The organism is Paucibacter sp. B2R-40 (assembly GCF_025717555.1).
Lineage (GTDB): Bacteria > Pseudomonadota > Gammaproteobacteria > Burkholderiales > Burkholderiaceae_C > Paucibacter_A.
Window position 1 is genome coordinate 32,987 of sequence record NZ_JAJIRP010000007.1, and the last position, 18,397, is coordinate 51,383.

Annotated in this window: 16 protein-coding genes and 4 tRNA genes; 12 read left to right on the top strand and 8 right to left on the bottom strand. The window is 58.8% G+C overall.

The features are described from left to right. Position 1: 1 nt before the first annotated feature. The 4 genes from pstB to phoR all read left to right on the top strand — a co-directional run bounded on the left by pstB (position 2) and on the right by phoR (position 3,709). Positions 2-787, top strand: a complete 786-nt coding sequence (gene pstB, locus LNV09_RS14930; RefSeq protein WP_263557874.1) for a phosphate ABC transporter ATP-binding protein PstB — start codon at positions 2-4, stop codon at positions 785-787. A gap of 89 nt (positions 788-876) precedes the next feature. Further along, on the top strand, positions 877-1,584 hold the full coding sequence (gene phoU / locus LNV09_RS14935; protein ID WP_263557875.1) for a phosphate signaling complex protein PhoU: 708 nt from the start codon (positions 877-879) through the stop codon (positions 1,582-1,584). 18 nt (positions 1,585-1,602) lie between these two features. Continuing rightward, positions 1,603-2,304, top strand: a complete 702-nt coding sequence (gene phoB, locus LNV09_RS14940) for a phosphate regulon transcriptional regulator PhoB (protein ID WP_263557876.1) — start codon at positions 1,603-1,605, stop codon at positions 2,302-2,304. Positions 2,305-2,353: 49 nt separating this feature from the next. Then, the gene (gene phoR, locus LNV09_RS14945) at positions 2,354-3,709 is read left to right on the top strand and encodes a phosphate regulon sensor histidine kinase PhoR (protein WP_263557877.1); all 1,356 of its coding nucleotides are present in this window, start codon (positions 2,354-2,356) and stop codon (positions 3,707-3,709) included. A 17-nt stretch (positions 3,710-3,726) separates the two neighbouring features. Here the strand turns inward: phoR and LNV09_RS14950 are convergent, their stop codons facing one another. The 4 genes from LNV09_RS14950 to trxA all read right to left on the bottom strand — a co-directional run bounded on the left by LNV09_RS14950 (position 3,727) and on the right by trxA (position 7,823). Continuing rightward, positions 3,727-5,370, bottom strand: coding sequence for a hypothetical protein (locus LNV09_RS14950; protein WP_263557878.1), 1,644 nt, complete (start codon positions 5,368-5,370; stop codon positions 3,727-3,729). A 141-nt stretch (positions 5,371-5,511) separates the two neighbouring features. After that, positions 5,512-5,769 carry a type B 50S ribosomal protein L31 gene (locus LNV09_RS14955; RefSeq protein ID WP_263557879.1) on the bottom strand — a complete coding sequence of 86 codons (258 nt, stop codon included), beginning with the start codon at positions 5,767-5,769 and terminating at the stop codon, positions 5,512-5,514. Positions 5,770-5,952: 183 nt separating this feature from the next. Beyond that, positions 5,953-7,218 carry a transcription termination factor Rho gene (gene rho, locus LNV09_RS14960; protein ID WP_263535371.1) on the bottom strand — a complete coding sequence of 422 codons (1,266 nt, stop codon included), beginning with the start codon at positions 7,216-7,218 and terminating at the stop codon, positions 5,953-5,955. A gap of 275 nt (positions 7,219-7,493) precedes the next feature. Further along, positions 7,494-7,823, bottom strand: coding sequence for a thioredoxin TrxA (gene trxA, locus LNV09_RS14965; RefSeq protein WP_263557880.1), 330 nt, complete (start codon positions 7,821-7,823; stop codon positions 7,494-7,496). 246 nt (positions 7,824-8,069) lie between these two features. Between trxA and LNV09_RS14970 the strand changes: the two genes are divergently transcribed. From LNV09_RS14970 to LNV09_RS14995, 6 genes are all read left to right on the top strand, one after another. Further along, positions 8,070-8,146, top strand: a tRNA-Pro gene (locus LNV09_RS14970). A gap of 81 nt (positions 8,147-8,227) precedes the next feature. Continuing rightward, a tRNA-Pro gene (locus tag LNV09_RS14975) sits at positions 8,228-8,304 on the top strand. 81 nt (positions 8,305-8,385) lie between these two features. Further along, positions 8,386-8,462: transfer RNA gene (locus LNV09_RS14980), tRNA-Pro, on the top strand. 184 nt (positions 8,463-8,646) lie between these two features. Continuing rightward, on the top strand, positions 8,647-10,632 hold the full coding sequence (locus LNV09_RS14985; RefSeq protein ID WP_263557881.1) for an OPT family oligopeptide transporter: 1,986 nt from the start codon (positions 8,647-8,649) through the stop codon (positions 10,630-10,632). A 93-nt stretch (positions 10,633-10,725) separates the two neighbouring features. After that, positions 10,726-10,802 (top strand) — tRNA-Arg (locus LNV09_RS14990). An 89-nt stretch (positions 10,803-10,891) separates the two neighbouring features. Continuing rightward, entirely contained in the window at positions 10,892-11,416 is a 525-nt protein-coding gene (locus LNV09_RS14995; RefSeq protein ID WP_263557882.1) for a hypothetical protein, read from the top strand. Positions 11,417-11,443: 27 nt separating this feature from the next. Here LNV09_RS14995 and LNV09_RS15000 read toward each other — a convergent pair whose 3' ends face one another. After that, entirely contained in the window at positions 11,444-12,136 is a 693-nt protein-coding gene (locus LNV09_RS15000; protein WP_263558126.1) for a glutathione binding-like protein, read from the bottom strand. Positions 12,137-12,328: 192 nt separating this feature from the next. Here LNV09_RS15000 and LNV09_RS15005 point away from each other — a divergent pair, with 192 nt between their 5' ends. Next, a complete protein-coding gene (locus tag LNV09_RS15005; protein WP_263557883.1) occupies positions 12,329-12,946 on the top strand; it encodes a hypothetical protein in 618 nt (205 codons plus the stop codon). On the opposite strand, the gene LNV09_RS15010 is transcribed toward LNV09_RS15005, so the two are convergent. Together LNV09_RS15010 and LNV09_RS15015 are read right to left on the bottom strand one after the other, a co-directional pair. Beyond that, a complete protein-coding gene (locus tag LNV09_RS15010) occupies positions 12,937-14,022 on the bottom strand; it encodes a phosphotransferase family protein (protein WP_263557884.1) in 1,086 nt (361 codons plus the stop codon). The genes LNV09_RS15005 and LNV09_RS15010 overlap by 10 nt on opposite strands. Before the next feature lie 81 nt (positions 14,023-14,103). Continuing rightward, positions 14,104-14,808 (bottom strand): Crp/Fnr family transcriptional regulator, encoded by a 705-nt coding sequence (locus LNV09_RS15015; protein ID WP_263557885.1) that lies wholly within the window; start codon positions 14,806-14,808, stop codon positions 14,104-14,106. 193 nt (positions 14,809-15,001) lie between these two features. On the opposite strand from LNV09_RS15015, the gene LNV09_RS15020 reads away from it, so the two are divergent. Further along, positions 15,002-17,212 (top strand): type IV pilus assembly protein FimV, encoded by a 2,211-nt coding sequence (locus tag LNV09_RS15020; protein WP_263557886.1) that lies wholly within the window; start codon positions 15,002-15,004, stop codon positions 17,210-17,212. On the opposite strand, the gene LNV09_RS15025 is transcribed toward LNV09_RS15020, so the two are convergent. Then, positions 17,213-18,388 (bottom strand): pyridoxal phosphate-dependent aminotransferase, encoded by a 1,176-nt coding sequence (locus LNV09_RS15025; protein ID WP_263557887.1) that lies wholly within the window; start codon positions 18,386-18,388, stop codon positions 17,213-17,215. It lies immediately after the preceding gene. Between the last annotated feature and the right edge of the window lie 9 nt (positions 18,389-18,397).

Consider the following 18,397-nt stretch of genomic DNA (forward strand, 5'->3'; position numbering starts at 1 on the left):
CATGGACGCAAAAGTTGATATGCCTGTCACCGAGCGGGCAAAGCTCTCGGTTCGGAACTTGAACTTCTACTACGGCAATTTCCTTGCCCTGAAGAACATCAATCTGGACATTCCCGAGAACAAGGTGACAGCCTTTATTGGTCCCTCGGGCTGCGGCAAGTCGACCTTGCTTCGCACCTTGAACCGGATGTTCGAGCTCTACCCGGAGCAGCGCGCCGAGGGTCAGATCTTGCTTGACGGCAATGACATACTGACCAGCAAAGACGACGTTTCGCTGATCCGAGCCAAGATTGGCATGGTCTTTCAAAAGCCCACGCCGTTCCCGATGTCGATCTACGACAACATCGCTTTTGGCGTACGTTTGTTCGAGACCTTGCCGCGCGTCGAGATGGACGAGCGGGTTGAGTGGGCGCTGAAGAAAGCTGCCTTGTGGGCCGAGGTCAAAGACAAGCTGAACCAAAGCGGCTCCGGCCTGTCCGGCGGCCAGCAGCAACGCTTGTGCATTGCCCGCGGCATAGCGATCAAGCCGGAGATTTTGTTGCTCGACGAGCCTTGCTCGGCGCTCGACCCGATTTCCACCGGCAAGATCGAAGAGCTGATCCATGAGTTGAAGAACGACTACACGGTTGCCATCGTTACGCACAATATGCAGCAGGCGGCGCGTTGCTCGGACTACACGGCCTATATGTATCTGGGTGACCTGATCGAGTTTGGCCCGACGGCCGAGTTGTTCATGAAGCCCAAGCGAAAAGACACCGAGGACTACATCACCGGGCGCTTCGGCTGATCGCACCGTTTGATAAGTCGGATGGAAGGGCTGGCATCGTGGCTCAACATCAATGCGGTAGTTAAACCAGAAATATTCAGGATCAAATCATGGGTGAAAAGCATCTTTCGACGCAATTCGACGCTGAGTTGAGCGGCATTTCCACGCGCGTGCTGGAGATGGGAGGCTTGGTAGAGTCTCAGGTTGCTCAAGCCGTTCTGGCGCTGACGACCTTCAGCGGCGACATCGCCAGCAGCGTGCTCAAGCAAGAAGAACAGGTCAATGCGATGGAGGTCGAGATCGACCGCGACCTGTCCAGCATCATCGCCCGGCGCCAGCCCACGGCACGCGATCTGCGTTTGTTGATCGCCATCTCCAAGACCATCGCCAATTTGGAGCGCGTTGGGGATGAGGCCGCGCGTATCGCTCGCACGGTGCAGCGCTTGATCAACGCAGGCGTGTCAAGTCGGCTGCGTTTGCCCATGAGCGACTTGTCTTTTGAGGCCGAGTTGGCGACGGCGCTTTTGCGCAAGGCGCTTGACGCGTTTGCACGTCTGGATGTCGAGCGTGCGGTCGAGGTGCTCAAGCAGGACGACCAGATCGACAAGGAATTCGACGGCCTGATGCGCAAGCTGATCACCTACATGATGGAAGATCCGCGCACCATCTCTTCATCGATCGACCTGATCTTTGTGGCCAAGGCGATCGAGCGGGTCGGTGATCATGCCAAGAATTTGGCCGAAGTCATCATCTATGTGGTCAAGGGTACGGATGTGCGTCACAACACGCCCGAAGCCGTTGAGACCATGGTTCGCTAAAGCGGATAGGAGCAGTACATGAGCCGAGTTCTAGTGGTGGAAGATGAGTCGGCAATTGCCGAGTTGATCTCCATCAATCTGCGCCATGCGGGCTTTGAAGTCACCATCGCCGCTAGCGCCGACCAGGCGCAGTACGAAGTGGACCGCATCTTGCCTGACCTGGTGGTTTTGGACTGGATGTTGCCCGGCCAGTCGGGTCTGGCCCTGGCACGCCAATGGCGCGGCGCCGCTCGCACCAAGGAAATGCCCATCATCATGCTGACGGCAAGAGCTGAGGAGACCGACAAGGTTTCCGGCTTGGATGCGGGTGCAGACGACTATCTGACCAAGCCGTTTTCGACCAATGAATTGTTGGCGCGGATTCGCGCCGTGCTGCGGCGCAAGGCGCCCGAGGCCTTGGATACCTTGGTCGAGGTGGGCGGCTTGAATCTGGATCCGGGCACCCGCCGGGTCAGCCGCGATGGCGCTGAGGTCAAACTTGGCCCCACGGAGTTTCGCCTGCTGCACTTCTTCATGACGCACCCCGAGCGAGTGCATAGCCGCTCGCAGCTCCTGGACCGGGTCTGGGGTGACCATGTCTTCATTGAAGAACGCACGGTGGACGTGCATGTGAAGCGTTTGCGCGAGGCGCTGGAGCGTGTTCAATGCGCGCGCATGATTGAAACAGTTCGCGGTGCTGGATATCGCTTGACGCAACAGTCGGCGGCCTTGCCCGCCTGAGTACAGGCCCCGGCTAGGGTGATAGCTCGGGGTCTTTTTGGGAGTTGGCGTGAATTGGCTGGTGCCTCGTTTTGTTTTGGCCGCTCTGGTGGCGGTTACCGGAGTGTTGTTCGGTCATTGGATGGGGCATTTGCTGCCTTGGCCCTTTTTGGGCGAAGCGCTGAGTGCCGTGAGCGCCGTCGCGGCATTGGTGTTTCTGGATGCGGTGCGCGGCCATCGTTTGTTGAAATGGCTGCGCGGCTCGCAGCTTGACGATGCCCCCCGTGACAGCGGCATTTGGGGTGAACTGGGCTACCGGATCGAGCGGGCAGTGCGTGAGCGCGACAAGGTCATTGCAGCCGAGCGGCTACAGTTGCAGCAGTTTTTGTCGGCCATTGATGCCTCGCCCAACGGCGTCCTGATGTTGGATGCGCAGGATCATATTCATTGGTGCAACCGCGTCGCAGCCGATCATTTTTCGCTCGATCCGGTGCGAGATTTACGCCAGCGCGTCACCAATTTGTTGCGATCCCCAGCCTTTGTTTCCTTTCTCAATACCGAAAGCTATGAAACGCCGCTGATCCTCAATAACGTGCGTGGCTTCAGTACCTTGTCAGTCATCGTCAAGCGTTATGGTGATGGCATGAAGCTGGTGCTGTCGCAAGACATCACCGAACGCGAGCGCTCGGATTCGATGCGCAGAGATTTCGTCGCCAATGTCTCGCATGAAATTCGAACGCCCCTGACCGTACTGTCCGGTTTCATTGAAACCATGGTGTCTTTGCCCTTGACGGTGGCTGAACGCACGCGTGTACTGACGCTGATGGGGCAGCAGACCGACCGCATGCAGGGTTTGGTGAGTGACTTGCTGACCTTGGCGCAGTTGGAAGGCAGCCCGCGGCCGACTGCAGATCGCTGGGTCGGTCTGGATGCCTTGCTGGCGCGAATCAGTTCCGACGCGCTGGCTCTGTCCAATGACCGCCATCACTTGAAGATTCAAGTCGACACTCAAATAGAGCTGGCCGGTGTGGAGTCGGAGTTGCTCAGCGCGGCGGCAAATTTAGTCAATAACGCCGTGCGCTACACGCCGGTCGGGGGCGAGATTGAGGTGTCCTGGCGCCAGCTTGGCGACGGCTCGGGCGAGCTTTGCGTCAGTGATACCGGTTTGGGTATCGCGCGTGAACACCTGCCGCGACTGACCGAACGTTTCTACCGGGTCGACGGTAGCCGTTCGCGTGAAACGGGTGGCACCGGTTTAGGCTTGTCCATCGTCAAGCACGTGATGCACCGGCATGGCGGTGAGTTGCAAATCGAAAGCGAGCCGGGGCGCGGCTCCAAGTTCAGGCTCGCATGGCCGGCCGTGCGCGTGCGACATGTGGGTGAGCCGGCGCTGGGGGTGGAGGCAGCTAACGCCCCGGCCCATTGATTGGCGCGCAGCTCTAACTAACGCCGCACTAGAACGGCAAAACCAGTTGCACGGTCCGTTGGGCGCCGGACGAAAGCAATCTTTCGCCAGGCTTCAGGTATCGAGGCTTGGCTGGACTGCAGCGCGTAGCTGCACCGGGTGTTCATCAGTGAGTGGGCGCCGTCAACCCGCCAATTCCCTTGAAACTCCAATGCCGCCGAAGTCGCGAGCCCTTGCTCGGGCGTGGCGATACAGTCCACGTCCGCAGCAATAACCTTGCGCAGCTGATCCACCAAGGGGCGGTTGCTGCGTGCGTAGTCGAGTGGCGGTAACAGCAAAGTCATGGCCAATAGCCAGCCCAGGGCAACGCCGCCGGCCGGCAAGACCAGGCTCTTCCAGAGCGCATGTTGATGTCTGGCGGTGCGCCAGCGCACCAGTGCCAACCAGGCCAACGTGGCTAGCACAGCAAAGAAGAGCGCCAAGGCATTGAAGCGGGGCTCGAATCCTGTTGCAAGCCGGCGCAAATTGGCCAACGGCACGGCCGGCCAGCCCAAGTGCATGGAGCTGTAATAGACCCAAAAGAACAAGGCGCTGGCACTGAAGAAGAAGACCGAAAACCAATCCATGGCCGCCGCGAAACCCCGCTGCAATGTCGGCAAGGCAAAGGCCGCCAGCAAAGCCAAGGCGGGAAGTGCCAAGAGCAGCGCGCGGTCCGAGCCGCCCATCAAGACGCTGGTGATGATGGGGGTCATGGCGCACACCAGCGGCAAAAGAATATGCCGGCGCTGCCAATGGCTGCGCCAGCGCCAAACCGTCCAAGCCGCCAGCGGCCCAGCCGGCCATGTGAACCAGGCCAACAGGTTCAACATGCGCAGACTCAGCTCTGCGGGCGCGGCGGTATTGATGCGCCAAGCCCAGGCATTGAACTCCCAGGCGCTCAAGGTGGCCAGCAAACCCGCCAGCAGCAACCATTTCACCAGCGCACGCGCAGGCGCATAGCGCGAGCGATTGCACAGCCAGGCGCCGATAGCGGCCAACACCATGGCGACGATCGGCGCGCCGCTGGCCGCCAAGACCGGCAGCGACACCAGTGCAGCCCAGCGCGCTTTCTCTGGGCGAAACGGCGCGGCGGCCAGTCCATACAAAAATAGGGACGAAGCCAGTAATTGCAGCAGCTCCGGTGTGGTCTCATGGCCGAGTTGCAACAGGCCCAGCGTGGCCATCAAGGCGAGTAGGGCACCGTCGGCCAAGGCGCGCGCATAGTCAACCGACTGCGCCTCGCCGCCAAAGGCGAAGGCCACTGGCTGAGCCGCTTCGGTGCAAGCAAGATGAAAACAGCTATACCAAACCAGCATCAAGGTCAGCATCAAGATGATGGCGAAGGGCAGGCGAGCCGCAAAAGCTGCGTCTGCGAATGGCAAGGCCTTGATCGCAAGCGCGCCTATCCAGTAGGGCAGGGGGCCGCCTTCAGCGGGCACGCCCCCAATGGCCGGCTGCCACCAAGGCGCATGTCCTTGGGCAATGCTGGCCATAAAGCCAAAGGAGCTGAGATCGGCTTGTCGCCAAGGGTCGCGGCCAAACAGGCCCGGCAAGATGTAGGCAGCGCACAGCAGCAGCAGGGCAAATCTGGGCAGGCGCTGGGCGCCACGCATGGCAACAACGGCAGGGGTAGGTAAATTCACGCAGCTTTTGTGGGTTCTGGTCCAGAGCGACATCATGCCGCATCGCTGCGGCTTTTCGCATCCAAGCTGGCCCGGGAGCGCAAGATCAGAGGCGAAAAAAAAGGCAGCCTAAGCTGCCTTTCATCTTCAGCCTGGAAAGGCTTACTTCTTGGCGAAGCCCGCGAACTTGTTGCGGAACTTCTCAACGCGGCCGCCCAGCGAGTCAATGCTCTTTTGGGTGCCCGTGTAGAACGGGTGAGTTTCGCTGGTGGTTTCCAACTTGATCAGCGGCAATTCGCGGCCATCTTCCAACTTGATGGACTCTTTGCTGCCCATGGTTGAACGTGTAACGAACTTGAAGCCGTTGGACTGATCCACGAAGCAAACTTCGCGGTAGTTAGGGTGAATGCCGTCTTTCATGATGAACCTCTCGCTCTAATGCGAATTCTCGTTGCGCTGACGTATCTACAGCCTCACCACACCATGTGGCGCACTTTTCGACAGCGGCAAAACGCGGAGTATAGCCTGAATTTGAGCGCCTCAGCAAGCAAGGCGCTCGGGTGGTGCCGCTGGCGGGCACCGTTGAATCCAACCACTTGCGACTTAACCGCCTCGACGCATCATGTCGAAGAAGTCCAAGTTGTTCTTGGTGGATTTCATCTTGTCGAGCACGAACTCCATCGCCTCGATCTCGTCCATGTTGTAGAGCAGCTTGCGCAGGATCCAGCTCTTTTGCAAGATCTCTGGCTTGAGCAGCAGCTCTTCGCGGCGGGTGCCGGACTTGTTGATCAGAATCGAAGGGTAGACGCGCTTTTCGGCCATGCGGCGATCCAGATGGATTTCGCAATTGCCGGTGCCCTTGAACTCTTCGTAGATCACCTCATCCATGCGGCTGCCGGTGTCAATCAGCGCCGTGCCGATGATGGTCAGCGAGCCGCCTTCTTCGACCTTGCGGGCCGCGCCAAAGAAGCGCTTGGGGCGCTGCAAGGCGTTGGCGTCCACGCCGCCCGTCAACACCTTGCCGGAAGACGGCAAGACGTTGTTGTAGGCGCGGGCCAGTCGAGTGATCGAGTCCAGCAGGATGATCACGTCCTTTTTGAGTTCGACCAGACGCTTGGCGCGCTCGATCACCATCTCGGCCACTTGTACATGGCGGGCGGCCGGCTCGTCGAAGGTGGAGCTGATCACTTCACCGCGCACGGTGCGGATCATTTCGGTCACTTCTTCCGGACGCTCGTCCACCAGCAACACGATCAGATGGGACTCGGGATGATTGGCCACCAGCGCATGCGCGATGCTCTTCATCATCTCGGTCTTGCCGGTCTTGGGCTGGGCGACGATCAGCGCGCGCTGACCTTTGCCGATTGGGGCAATCAGGTCAATGATGCGGCCGGTGACGTTTTCTTCGCCCTTGAAGTTATCGCGCTCAAGCTTGAACTGCTCCCTGGGGAACAGGGGCGTCAAGTTCTCGAACATGATCTTGTGCTTGCTCTCCTCGGGCGTCAGTTCATTGACGCGGTCGACCTTGACCAAGGCAAAGTAGCGCTCGCCGTCTTTGGGCACGCGCACTTCGCCTTCGATCATGTCGCCGGTGTGGAGGTTGAAGCGGCGGATCTGGCTTGGGCTCAGGTAGATGTCATCGGTCGATGCCATATAGCTGTCGTCGATCGAGCGCAGAAAGCCGAAGCCGTCCGGCAGGACCTCCAAAACGCCGTCGCCGAACACTTGTTCGCCGCCTTTTGCGCGCTTTTTCATGATCGCAAACATCAACTCCTGCTTGCGCATGCGGGCGACGTTGTCGATCTCCAGCGCCTCGCCCATCTTGATGAGCTCGGAGACGTGAAGCGCTTTCAGTTCGGAAAGATGCATGGGTGAGAACCCGGTAGGTCGTCAAAGGTCCTGCCAAGGACCGGGGACAGATACTGCGACAGCCAGTCGACCGCTGATGCGTGACGAGATCGCTGTGGCCACAGGTGTGGCAGGCGATGTCGCTGAACAGATAAGGATGCGGGAGCTTGGGCGCCGAGTCCACGCTTCAGAATCACCTCGGTGACATGAGCATGTTGGCAATTCGCTGCTGTTGCGGGCCGCTGAGGGTCGAAAAATCGGCTGAGTTGCGGCTCACAACAACAAGCTGAACAGGATTATAGATTAGCGTCGAGGAAGGCTGTCAATTGAGCTTTGGACAATGCGCCAACTTTCGTGGCAGCCAGCTGACCGTCTTTGAAAAGCATCAGTGTCGGAATGCCACGAATGCCGAACTTGGCGGGCACGTCGCGGTTTTCGTCGACATTCATCTTGGTGACTTGAAGGCGGTCGCCATAGTCCTTGGAGACTTCATCCAGGATCGGGGCGATGGCCTTGCAAGGGCCGCACCATTCGGCCCAGTAATCGACCAGCACGGGCTTGCCGGCTTGGATCACGTCGACATCAAAAGATGCATCGGAAATATGTTTGATCAGTTCGCTGCTCATGAATTGTCCTTGGGCTAGCCGGTTTGTGTTGCCGACGTCGCACTTTCGTGGCTGGTATAGGTGCCACTTGATTTTGGCACAAAGCGGTGAGGCAATCGGATTGCTGGCCTTTCACGCTTGATTTTGAAATTGCTAAAGCGCGGACAGCAAATCTGTGCACCGAGTCAGCAAATTGCGGCTCTTTGTTAGATTTCAAGAAAAACCTTGCGCGGCTCTCAAAAAGCAGGCTAGAATAGTCGTCTTAGTCGGGGCGTAGCGCAGCCTGGTAGCGCATCTGCTTTGGGAGCAGAGGGTCGTGAGTTCGAATCCCACCGCCCCGACCAAGAATAAATTTGAAGTGCAAGGTTTGAGAAGTTTGAAAGACCTGACGCAGTTTATTTTGCGGCAGGTTTTTTAATCTCAGTCGGGGCGTAGCGCAGCCTGGTAGCGCATCTGCTTTGGGAGCAGAGGGTCGTGAGTTCGAATCCCACCGCCCCGACCAAGAATAAATTTGAAGTGCAAGGTTTGAGAAGTTTGAAAGACCTGACGCAGTTTATTTTGCGGCAGGTTTTTTAATCTCAGTCGGGGCGTAGCGCAGCCTGGTAGCGCATCTGCTTTGGGAGCAGAGGGTCGTGAGTTCGAATCCCACCGCCCCGACCAAAAACATATTGAATAACCCGTTGTGAGCTTCGCTTGCAGCGGGTTTTTTCATTTCAGAAACGAATTTTTTTCGCGTTCTCGACCTGCTTGGGCCCTGGGTATCCTCGGCTTACTCTGGGCAATCAGTGCAGACAAAATCCGCAGCTCTGGGCAAGACCCCGCCCGCAACCATTTCTCTTCCCTCATGGCTATTCAACAACTGACCGACGAGCAGATACGCACCTGGACCCGGGCGCAAAAAGACGAATGGTGGTTTACAAACGTCTACCGAGGCAGCATGCCGCAGCTGACCCTGCGCGCGGCTTTGACCGGCTTTCTGCTCGGGGCCGTGCTGGCCGCGACCTCGCTCTATATTGGCGGCAAAACCGGTATCGGCATTGGCGTCGGGCTGACTTCGGTAATCCTGTCCTTTGCGCTGTTTCGGGCGCTGCATGCCGCAGGCCTGGCCGAGGATTACACGATTCTAGAGAACAACTGCACCCAGTCCATCGCCACGGCGGCCGGCTATGTAGTCGCACCTCTGTATTCCAGCTTGGCCGCCTATATGTTGATCACCGGCCGCATCATCCCCTGGTGGCAGATGATGATCTGGATGGTGGTGATCTCCGTTCTCGGCGTTTTGGTGGCCTTCCCGATGAAGCGGCGTTTCATCAACGAGGAGCAGTTGCCGTTCCCGGAAGGCCGGGCCAGCGGTGTGGTGCTTGATTCGCTTTACACCGGCGACGCTGCTGAAGGTGTCTATAAGGCCCGCTTGCTGGGCTTGGTTGCCGGCGGCACGGCGCTCTACCAGGCCATCGTCAGCGACGGTTGGATGAAGCTCTTGCAGTTCAAAATTCTGCGCGTGGACCAATGGGCCGGCATGTCCGAGCCATGGCATCTGCATGAGCGACTCGATACCTACTATTACCAAGCCGCAGCCAAGATGGACTTGTGGATGCCCAAGATCATGGGCGTCGACTTCCGCATGCTGGGGCTTCGTTTCACGCTGGACGCTGCGATGTTGGGTGTCGGCGGTTTGATGGGTATCGCGGTGGCCAGCAGTTGCATGCTGGGCTCCTTCATCAACTTCGTGGTCTTGGCACCTATCATGATCAACGCCGGCGAGATCGTGCAGCGTATTTCACCCACCGGTGCGGTGGTGGCAATTTCTCGCGCCGAGATCGTCAATCAATGGTCACTCTGGTGGGGTGTGACGATGATGGTGACTGGCTCCATCGTCAGCTTGCTGGCCAAGCCTGAACTCTTCATGAGTATGTTCAAGAAGAAGGACAAGGCAGTTGCCGCCGCGCAGGGGCCTGATGTGCTGGCTGGCATTGAAGTGCCGCTGTGGATTTCCTATGTCGGCGTGCCTATCTTCGGTTTCCTGGGTGCCTGGGTCACCCATGTGTTCTTTGGCGTGCCAATGTTCTTGGCGCTGGTCTCATTGCCCTTGATCTTTGTGCTGACCATCATTTGCACCAACGCGATGGCCCTGACTTCTTGGACGCCCACCGGCGCGCTGTCCAAGATCACCCAGTTCACCATGGGTGCAATCGACCGCAGCAACCCAGCCAGCAATCTGTTGCCGGCCGGCATGACGTCCGAGATTGCCTCCAATGCCGCCAACCTGCTGTCGGACATCAAGCCCGGCTATATGTTGGGCGGCAAGCCCCGTCATCAAGCGATCGGCCATGTGATCGGCATCTTGGCCGGCGTGATGGCCTGCGTGCCGCTGTACTTCTTGCTGTTCTTGCCGGCCGACGCGAACGGCGTCAGGTCGGCCGCGACCTTGGTCTCCGAGCAGTTTGCAATGCCGGGCGCATTGCAGTGGAAGGGCGTGGCCGAGTTGATCGCCAAAGGCGTGCAGGGCCTTCCGGCGTCGGCCTTGGTGGCGATGTTTGTCGCCTTCGTTAGTGCGGTGGCGATTGAGATCATGCGCATCGTCACCAAGGGTCGCTTCCCACTCTCCTCGGTCTCGATCGGCTTGGGCGTGGTGCTGCCGCCGGAATCGGTCTTTGCGATGTGGTTAGGCGCCTTGCTGTTCTGGTACATGGGCCGCAAGCACAAGGCCCCTGGCACACCCGGCTACCGCCTTTGGGTCGATGGCTGTGAGCCTATTTGCGCCGGTCTGATTTCGGGCGCAGCCCTGATGGGCATTGGCAATGCGATCGTCAATGTGTTGCTGAACTGAGGCTTTGTTCTTGGCCTTGGATGAGCTCGGCGCCACTTTGCGCGCCGGCTCATGTCACAATCGCGGCCCCATTGAGCTGCAAACAGTTCATTTCCGACCATAGCTCAACCGGATAGAGCACCCGCCTTCTAAGCGGGCGGTTGCAGGTTCGATTCCTGCTGGTCGGACCATTGGGCCCCATCTTTGCCACATAGTGTTGCCAATGCGAGTCTGTGCTCGACTTCTTGCGCTTTGCGTCTGTGCGACATTGATCGCGACTGTGTCTGCGGTGCCCGCTCAGCCTCAGCCTCAAGCAAATTCGTCTTGCTTGATCGTGTTTGGCCACGGTCGAAATTTTGAGCCAGGTCAGGATGATCAGAACGAAGCCTGGGACAGGCTCAATCTGCAATTCAATCAACAGGTCTTGCTAAGCCTTGAGTTGGCCGGTCGGCGCGGCTTCTCGATGGTGTTGAAGTCTGCCGCGACGGACTTGCCGCGCAATCTGGGTTTGCTTTTGGCCGAGGCCGCAGTGCGTGGCTGCAGCCAAGTGCTTGAGACCACCTTGTTCGGCGATGAACAAACGCAAACCCTGAAAGCTCGGCTGCGCTTGTATCCCGTGTTAGGGGCCAAAGGTCCGCGAGTGGCAGGGGCTGACTTGCGCATTGGTGAGCCGCTGTATACCAATGAGCGTGACTTCGAATTCACACGGCGTGTGCTGGAAAGGCTCAATCCCGCTGCGTTGGGTCAAGCGATGGCAGACGAATCCATCTCGCAGTTGATGCCGGGCGGTATCGTCGCTCCATAAAAAGGCCGACAAATCAGCGCCGCCTTATCAATGTTTCTGGTACTGCGTTTCGCCGAACAGGATTTCACGCGCGCGGTCGTCGGTGAGTGATTTGCGCTTCTCCGACAGAACATCCAAACCGCGCTGCACGGCAGGCCGAGCGGCGATCTCGTCAAACCAACCTTTCAGATGCGGGTAGTCGCTGAGCTCCACGCCTTGGTTTTTCCACGAGCGCAACCAAGGAAAGACGGCAATGTCGGCGATGCTGTATTCGCGGCCGCCGAGATAGGTGGAACTCGCCAAGCGCGTGTTCATCACGGTGTAAAGACGCTGTGCTTCACTGCTGTACCTGTCAATGGCGTATTTGATTTTCTCAGGTGCGTAGATACGAAAGTGATGTGCTTGCCCGAGCATGGGGCCGACACCACCCATCTGGAACATCAGCCATTGCAGGACTTCGTACTTGGACGCAGTGTCCTTGGGCAGGAATTGACCCGTCTTGCCGGCCAGGTACAGCAAAATGGCACCGGACTCGAACAGCGATAGGGCTTTGTTGTCCGGCCCTGCGGGGTCGATCAAGGCAGGAATCTTGTTATTTGGACTGATGGAGAGGAATTTATGCTCGAATTGGGCGCCGCTGCCTATGTCCACAGGGATCACCCGATAGGGCAAACCGCATTCTTCCAACATGATGTGAACTTTGTGGCCGTTGGGCGTAGGCCATGAATACACTTCGATCATTTTGTTCTCCACCGGTCAAAGCAGATGCAATTTGCGTCTTCACCGTTCAGCGCATTGTCCTAGCTCATGTTTTTTAAGCAAGTAAAACACTGGTTTGTTGTGCGAGCGAGTGCAGCTCGTTGGCGGCCCATTCACGACTGGGCCGAAGGTCGTAACGCTCAATTTCGTATCTCCAGGGATGGCCGAGGTTTTTTGATTGAGCAGCCCAAGGCCTTGCCCGGTAGCCTGCGCATCGAGTGGGGACCATCGCAGCGGGCCTATATCGAGGGCAACGAACTTCGCATTCGCTGCGAGTTACGCCTGCATGGCGACCTGCAGATGATGGTGCTGTGCCGTGCTTTGATGGATAAGCTGGAGTCGGCGGTGTTCGAGGCCTACACGGATACGCTGAAGACCCGCGTAGACACCGACACGCCGGAAGAAATGCGCTGGTTGGTGATGCTGCCTAAGTTCAATCAAATCAGCTCCAAGCTGGTGCGTCAACGATTTGGTGCGGTAGGCGTCAACAAGGAGTTGGTGGGTGCTTGGTTGGAGGGCGAATTGAGTGAGGTTTTGGCGCAAGCGAGCCAAGACTTGCTGCCCGAGGGCCAGCCCTTTGTGCTGATGACGATGCGCGGCAATGCTTATTTGCGCACGGCCATGGCTGAGCCCTCTCTGGCGCAAATTCAGGGCCTGGTCAAACTGCTGGAGTTGGCCTGCCGGGAGTTGCTCAGGGTCAATGAGCGGCTCACCGATCGCAGCCCCTGGCCAACCACGACTTCGATTGCCTGGCAAAGTTCGCGCCCAGACGAGGATCCGGCTCAGGCTTGAAGTGCTTGTCGCTGTGCGAAGGTCCATGCAAGCTCAGCCAAGGGTCTTGCACCGGCCGCGGCGGCCTGGGCTTGGGCGCTGGAGGCCGTGCCGGTGCTGACACGCTTGGCAATGCCTTGCAAAATTGCGGCGATGCGGAACAGGTTGTAGGCCAGATAGAAGTTCCAGTCCGCTGTCAGTTGGGAGATGTCTGCGCGGCCACAGCGCTCGCAGTAACGGCGCAAATAGTCGGCTTCGGAAGGAATGCCAAGGGCCGTAAAATCCAGCCCGGCCAGACCACGCGCAGCCGGCGAGCTGTGAATGTGCCAAGTCATGCAGTGGTAGCTGAAGTCAGCCAAGGGATGACCCAAGGTCGACAATTCCCAGTCTAGAACGGCGACCACACGTGCTTGCTCGGGGTGGAAGACCAGATTGTCTAACCTGAAATCGCCATGCACGATGGCCACTTCGCCCGGGTCCAGCGCTGACGCGGGGATATTGGCCGGCAGCCAAGCCATCAAGCGATCCATGGCTTCAATGGGCTCGGTGACAGAAGCCAGATATTGCTTGCTCCAGCGGCCGATTTGCCGCTCAAAGTAGTTGCCGGGCTTGCCGTAGTCGGCCAGCCCAATCGCCTGTGGATTGACACGGTGCAGGGCCGCGATGACGCGGTTCATTTCTTCATAGATGGCCGCCCGCTCAGCAGCACTCATGCCTGGCAACGCCGGGTCCCAGAGTACCCGGCCGGGTATGAATTCCATGATGTAAAAGGCGCGCCCGATGACGGATTCGTCTTCGCACAGCGCCAGCATGCGCGGCACCGGCACGTCGCTGCCTGCCAGGGCTGACATCACAGTGAATTCGCGTTCGATCGCATGAGCCGAAGGCAGTAGCTTGGCCGCAGGTGCTGGTTTGGAGCGCATCACATAGGCTTGGCTGGGTGTGTTCAGTTTGTAAGTGGGGTTGGATTGCCCACCCTTGAACTGCTCAATGCTCAAGGGGCCGGCAAAGCCGGCCACATGCGCGGCGAGCCATGCTCCGAGTGCCTCGGCATCAATGGCTTGCGCGGGTGCTTTTGTTCCGGTGAAAGCTTCCATGGATCTCTCTTCTTGAAGTCTCAAGTTGCAAATTGACTGGGCCGGCATCGGTAGATCCGGCAGTTGTTCGATTGCGATTTGCTAACGGTTAGCGATCGCCAGCAGCTTTTCACGGTTGAGCACCACCAGACGGGTGGGCTCGACACGCACAGCGCCGTCTCGCTCCAAGGCCTTCAGCTCTTGATTGACGCGTTGGCGTGAGGCTCCCAGCAGCTGCGCCAAGTCTTCTTGCGCGAGTTGCAAGCCGATGCGTATCTCCTCGCCCTGGCGCACGCCATACGAGCGCGCCAGCAGCAAAATTTGCTTGGCCAAGCGTGAAGCCAGGGGCAGGGTGTTGAGATCCTCCACCGCATTGAACATCAGCCGCAAGCGCCGGCAGTTCAACCTCAGCAGCGCTTCGTAAAGTTCGGTGTGGCGTTGCAGCAATTCTCTGAAGTCAGGCTTGCGTACGATCAGCAAAGTGGTCTCACCATGGGTGGTCGCGTCGTGCGTGCGGGGCATGCCGTCGAACAAAGAGATATCGCCAAACCATGTTCCGGGCTCCACATAAGTCAAAGATACCTGTTTGCCCGCCAAGGAGACGGAGCTGATCCGCACAGCGCCCTTGGCGACGCCCACCCATTCCTCGGCGGGCTCGCCTCGGCAAGACAGCAAGCTGTCATCACCCAAGCGACGCACCGTAGCGCGGGACAATATGTCTTCGCGCAACGGCTCGGAAAGTTTTGAAAACCAAGAGCCCGCGTCGATTTCGTTGCGTTCGCTGAGTGTAAGAACGGTGCTATTCATACTTTGTCGCTGAAGTGACAACAGGGCGTTGCCTGTCTTGCATTAGATTGTCCATGAGTGAGGCGACGCCGGTTTGATCGCGCGTGGCGCTGCGTTGGCAAAGTGCCCACGGTCGACGGTCACTAGAGTCGGTTGATCGCCGGAGCACATATACAACGCCGGCCCAGATGGCGTGATTGAGGCCGGTTCAGCCATGCTAGAGTCAGTCGAAATAACATTGGCCGCCGGCATGGACCGAGATATCGCAGTGCCCCCCATTCATTTACGTGGCGCCAGTAGGCGCATCTGCTTGCTGAGCGCCTTGGCCTTTGGGCCCCTGGGGCTGTTGGGCCTGTTGGGCAATGCCCAGGCGCTGGGTTTAGGTCGCCCGCAAACGCTTTCGGTGCTGGGTCAGCCATTGCTGCTGTCTTTCCCGCTCAGTCTTCGTGCAGACGAATCGCTTTCGATGGACTGCGTGTTTGCCGAAGTTATGGCGGGTGGCGTGAAACTGCCAGCAAACAAAGTGGGTGTGCGCCTTGTGGGCGAGAGCGAAACCAATTTGCGTGCGATTCGCGTGCTGAGTTCCGTGCCTATTGAGGAGCCAATCCTCAACGTCACTTTGAGTCTCGGATGCCCGCCGCGCTTGACGCGGCAGTTCAGTGCCTTGATGGATCCTCCGACTGCGCAGAGCGGCGCTTCGCACGAGTCACATTCAAGCGGCGAAAGCCCGCGAGTGTTGTCGCCGGCCCTGCGGGCTGCTTTGGCCACAGCAGATGCCAAACCCAAAGAGTTGTTGGGGGCAAGCTTGCCGGATGCGATTGGGCAAGAGCGCTTGACGGCGACCAAAGTTCCTGAGGATAGATCGAGCGCAAAGCGGGCGCTTGAGCAGGCCGGCAAGCATCGCAATTCGCCGCTTGTAGCGGACGCACCTGTACCGCCCCCCCGTTCAAAGACGACAAAGATTTCGAAAGCAGCAAGGCCGCAGAATGCTGCGATTGCAGGCGCGGCCGAGCCGCAACTGCGTTTGGAAGCCTTTGATGCCAATGCGGCCGCAGCGAACAATTCAGCAGCCGCAGCCTCTGCGGCCGAGGCGGCCATGGCGCGTCTGCAAAAAGTCGAAGCGGGTTTACTCGGGCTGCAATCCGAATATCGCAGCAATGCGCTGAAATTAAGTGCTATGCGCCAAGGGGTTGAGGCCGGATCGCCACCAGCGTCTGGCAATTCACCCAATGTGCTGACCTGGGGTTTGGGGGCGCTCAGCTTGCTGCTGGGTGCTGCCCTGGCATATCTGTGGCGTCGCCGATCGCATCATCAGGCAGGGATTGACGGCAATTGGTGGGGGCCTGCGTCCGAGCAGACAGCTGCCGAAGTCGCCAAGGATGCCGAACCGGCTTGGAAGGCTTCGAATACCGGGCAAGCCGAGCCTCAAGACTATGCCGACTTGCCACCTCTCAATGCTGACCCTCTGCGCGGCAGCGATGAGCCGACCCGGCCTGCCGATGCGATGCCGCAAGAGCACACGATTGCACTGCCGCACAGCGTGACGGCTGATTTTGCGGCGATTCCGGCCACCATGCCGGCCGAGTTGCCGGAGAAAGATGCGTCGGGTCTGGCGCGAATTTCTCAATTGATGAGTGGCGACTTGAGTCTTGAGCCGCTCAGCGTGCAGTTCATCGACCCCTCGGACAGCATTGCTGCAGCGTTCGGTGCCGTGGGTAGTGCGGCCAATTTGGGTAGTTCGGCCAGCGCTGATCAGCACCTGGTCAGCGTTGAGGAGTTGATTGACTTGGAGCAGCAGGTCGATTTCTTTTTGGTCTTGGGGCAGGACGAGGCGGCTGTGGACTTGCTGCATGGGCAGCTGAAGCAGGGGGTGGCTGGTGCAAGCAGCTCGGCCTTGCCTTACCTAAAACTGATGGAAATATGTCAGCAGCGCGGCGATGCTTTGGCCTTTGCCGACATTGCAGGGCGTTACGCGGTCGAGTTCAATGCCTCTCCGCCCGCCTGGGATGTGAATTTGGAGTTGGGGCAGGGGCTTGAGGCCTACCCTTCGGTGGTTCGCAGCTTGCAGTCGCGATGGTCCGACAGCAGCGCCAGCATGGTGGCACTGCAGAGGTTGTTGTCCTCCAAAGACGGGCGATCGGCTAGCTTTGATTTGCCGGCGCTACGCGATCTGTTGCTGCTTTACAGCGTCGCCCGCGACCGCTCTGAACATGAAGTGCGCGGCGAAGAGATTGACCTGTTCTTGCCCTTGGAGTCCAACTTGGAGGCCGGTCATCCGACCGGTTTTGACCTGATGGCCACCATGGTGTGGCAAGGCAAGCCCGGCTTGGATGGGGGCGCGGGGCGAGCTGTGCCCGTGGACGTGGACATCTTGCTTGAAGATGCTGGCGTCATTGGGCCGACAAGCGGCGCAGGCAAGCCCTGACTACAGCTGCTGCAGCAGCGCCAAGGCTTGCTGCAAGGTCCGGTCTTGCTTGGCGAAACAAAATCTGATGATGGTCTGACCGTCCCCGTCAGCATAAAAGGCTGACATCGGGATCGCTGCGACGCCGAGTTCGCGGGTCAAATGCTCACATGCGCTTGGGCCCGACATGGCCCTGAGATGCTCAATCTCGCTGTAATCCACGGATTGAAAATAGCTGCCTTCACAAGGCAGTAGACGCAGCTTCGTGGTGGCCAATCCGGCGCGAAATAGATCGCGTTTGCGCTGGTAGAAGGCTGGCAATTGCAAATACGGCCCAGGGTCTTGCATATAAGTCGCCAAGCCGTATTGCATCGGCGTGTTGACCGAGAAGACGTTGTACTGATGGACCTTGCGGAACTCGTGCATCAAGGTTTTGGGTGCCAGTACATAACCGATCTTCCATCCGGTGACATGAAAAGTTTTGCCGAAGCTGCTGACGATGAAACTGCGCGCCAGCAATTCGGGGTAGCTCGCCACGCTTTGATGCTGCTCGTCGTCAAACACCATATGCTCGTAGACCTCATCGCTGATCACCAGGATATTCGTATCGCGCAAGGTCTCGGCCAGAGCCTGCATTTCGAGGGCGGTCCACACGGTAGCGCTGGGGTTGTGCGGGGTGTTGATGATCAGAGCGCGGGTGCGCGGCGTGATGGCGGCAGCCAAGCGTTCGAAGTCCGGGCGAAAGGTGGCAGGCGTCAAAGGCACACGCACCGCCACACCACCGGCTAACTCGATATTCGGCAGGTAGCTGTCGTAGCAAGGCTCCAACACGATAACCTCGTCGCCTGGGTGGACCACGCTCAACAGAGCGGTCAAGATGGCCTGTGTGGCGCCGGCGGTGATGGTGATCTCGTCATCCGGGCTGTAGCTGTGGCCGTACAGTGCAGCGACCTTGGTCGCGACGGCCTGGCGCAGCAGGGGGACGCCGGGCATGGGCGGGTATTGATTGTGATTGGCCCGCATCGCCGCGTTGACCGCATCAAGCAGGGCCGGATCGCAATCAAAATCGGGGAAGCCTTGACCCAGGTTGACGGCGCCATGCGCTTGCGCCAAGGCCGACATGGTGCTGAAAATGGTGGTGCCGACGCGCGGCAGGCGGCTGCGCAGCGGCGGCGATAGGTATTGGCGCGTGCTCATCAAGGCAGG

Bases quoted from the DNA above. Each gene is read 5' to 3' on its own strand.
- pstB (WP_263557874.1), top strand. From the start codon at position 2: ATGGACGCAAAAGTTGATATGCCTGTCACCGAGCGGGCAAAGCTCTCG.
- LNV09_RS15025 (WP_263557887.1), bottom strand. From the start codon at position 18,388: ATGAGCACGCGCCAATACCTATCGCCGCCGCTGCGCAGCCGCCTGCCG.
- LNV09_RS15010 (WP_263557884.1), bottom strand. From the start codon at position 14,022: ATGGAAGCTTTCACCGGAACAAAAGCACCCGCGCAAGCCATTGATGCC.
- phoB (WP_263557876.1), top strand. From the start codon at position 1,603: ATGAGCCGAGTTCTAGTGGTGGAAGATGAGTCGGCAATTGCCGAGTTG.
- rho (WP_263535371.1), bottom strand. From the start codon at position 7,218: ATGCATCTTTCCGAACTGAAAGCGCTTCACGTCTCCGAGCTCATCAAG.
- LNV09_RS14955 (WP_263557879.1), bottom strand. From the start codon at position 5,769: ATGAAAGACGGCATTCACCCTAACTACCGCGAAGTTTGCTTCGTGGAT.
- LNV09_RS15020 (WP_263557886.1), top strand. From the start codon at position 15,002: ATGCTAGAGTCAGTCGAAATAACATTGGCCGCCGGCATGGACCGAGAT.
- phoU (WP_263557875.1), top strand. From the start codon at position 877: ATGGGTGAAAAGCATCTTTCGACGCAATTCGACGCTGAGTTGAGCGGC.
- LNV09_RS14985 (WP_263557881.1), top strand. From the start codon at position 8,647: ATGGCTATTCAACAACTGACCGACGAGCAGATACGCACCTGGACCCGG.
- trxA (WP_263557880.1), bottom strand. From the start codon at position 7,823: ATGAGCAGCGAACTGATCAAACATATTTCCGATGCATCTTTTGATGTC.
- LNV09_RS15000 (WP_263558126.1), bottom strand. From the start codon at position 12,136: ATGATCGAAGTGTATTCATGGCCTACGCCCAACGGCCACAAAGTTCAC.
- LNV09_RS15015 (WP_263557885.1), bottom strand. From the start codon at position 14,808: ATGAATAGCACCGTTCTTACACTCAGCGAACGCAACGAAATCGACGCG.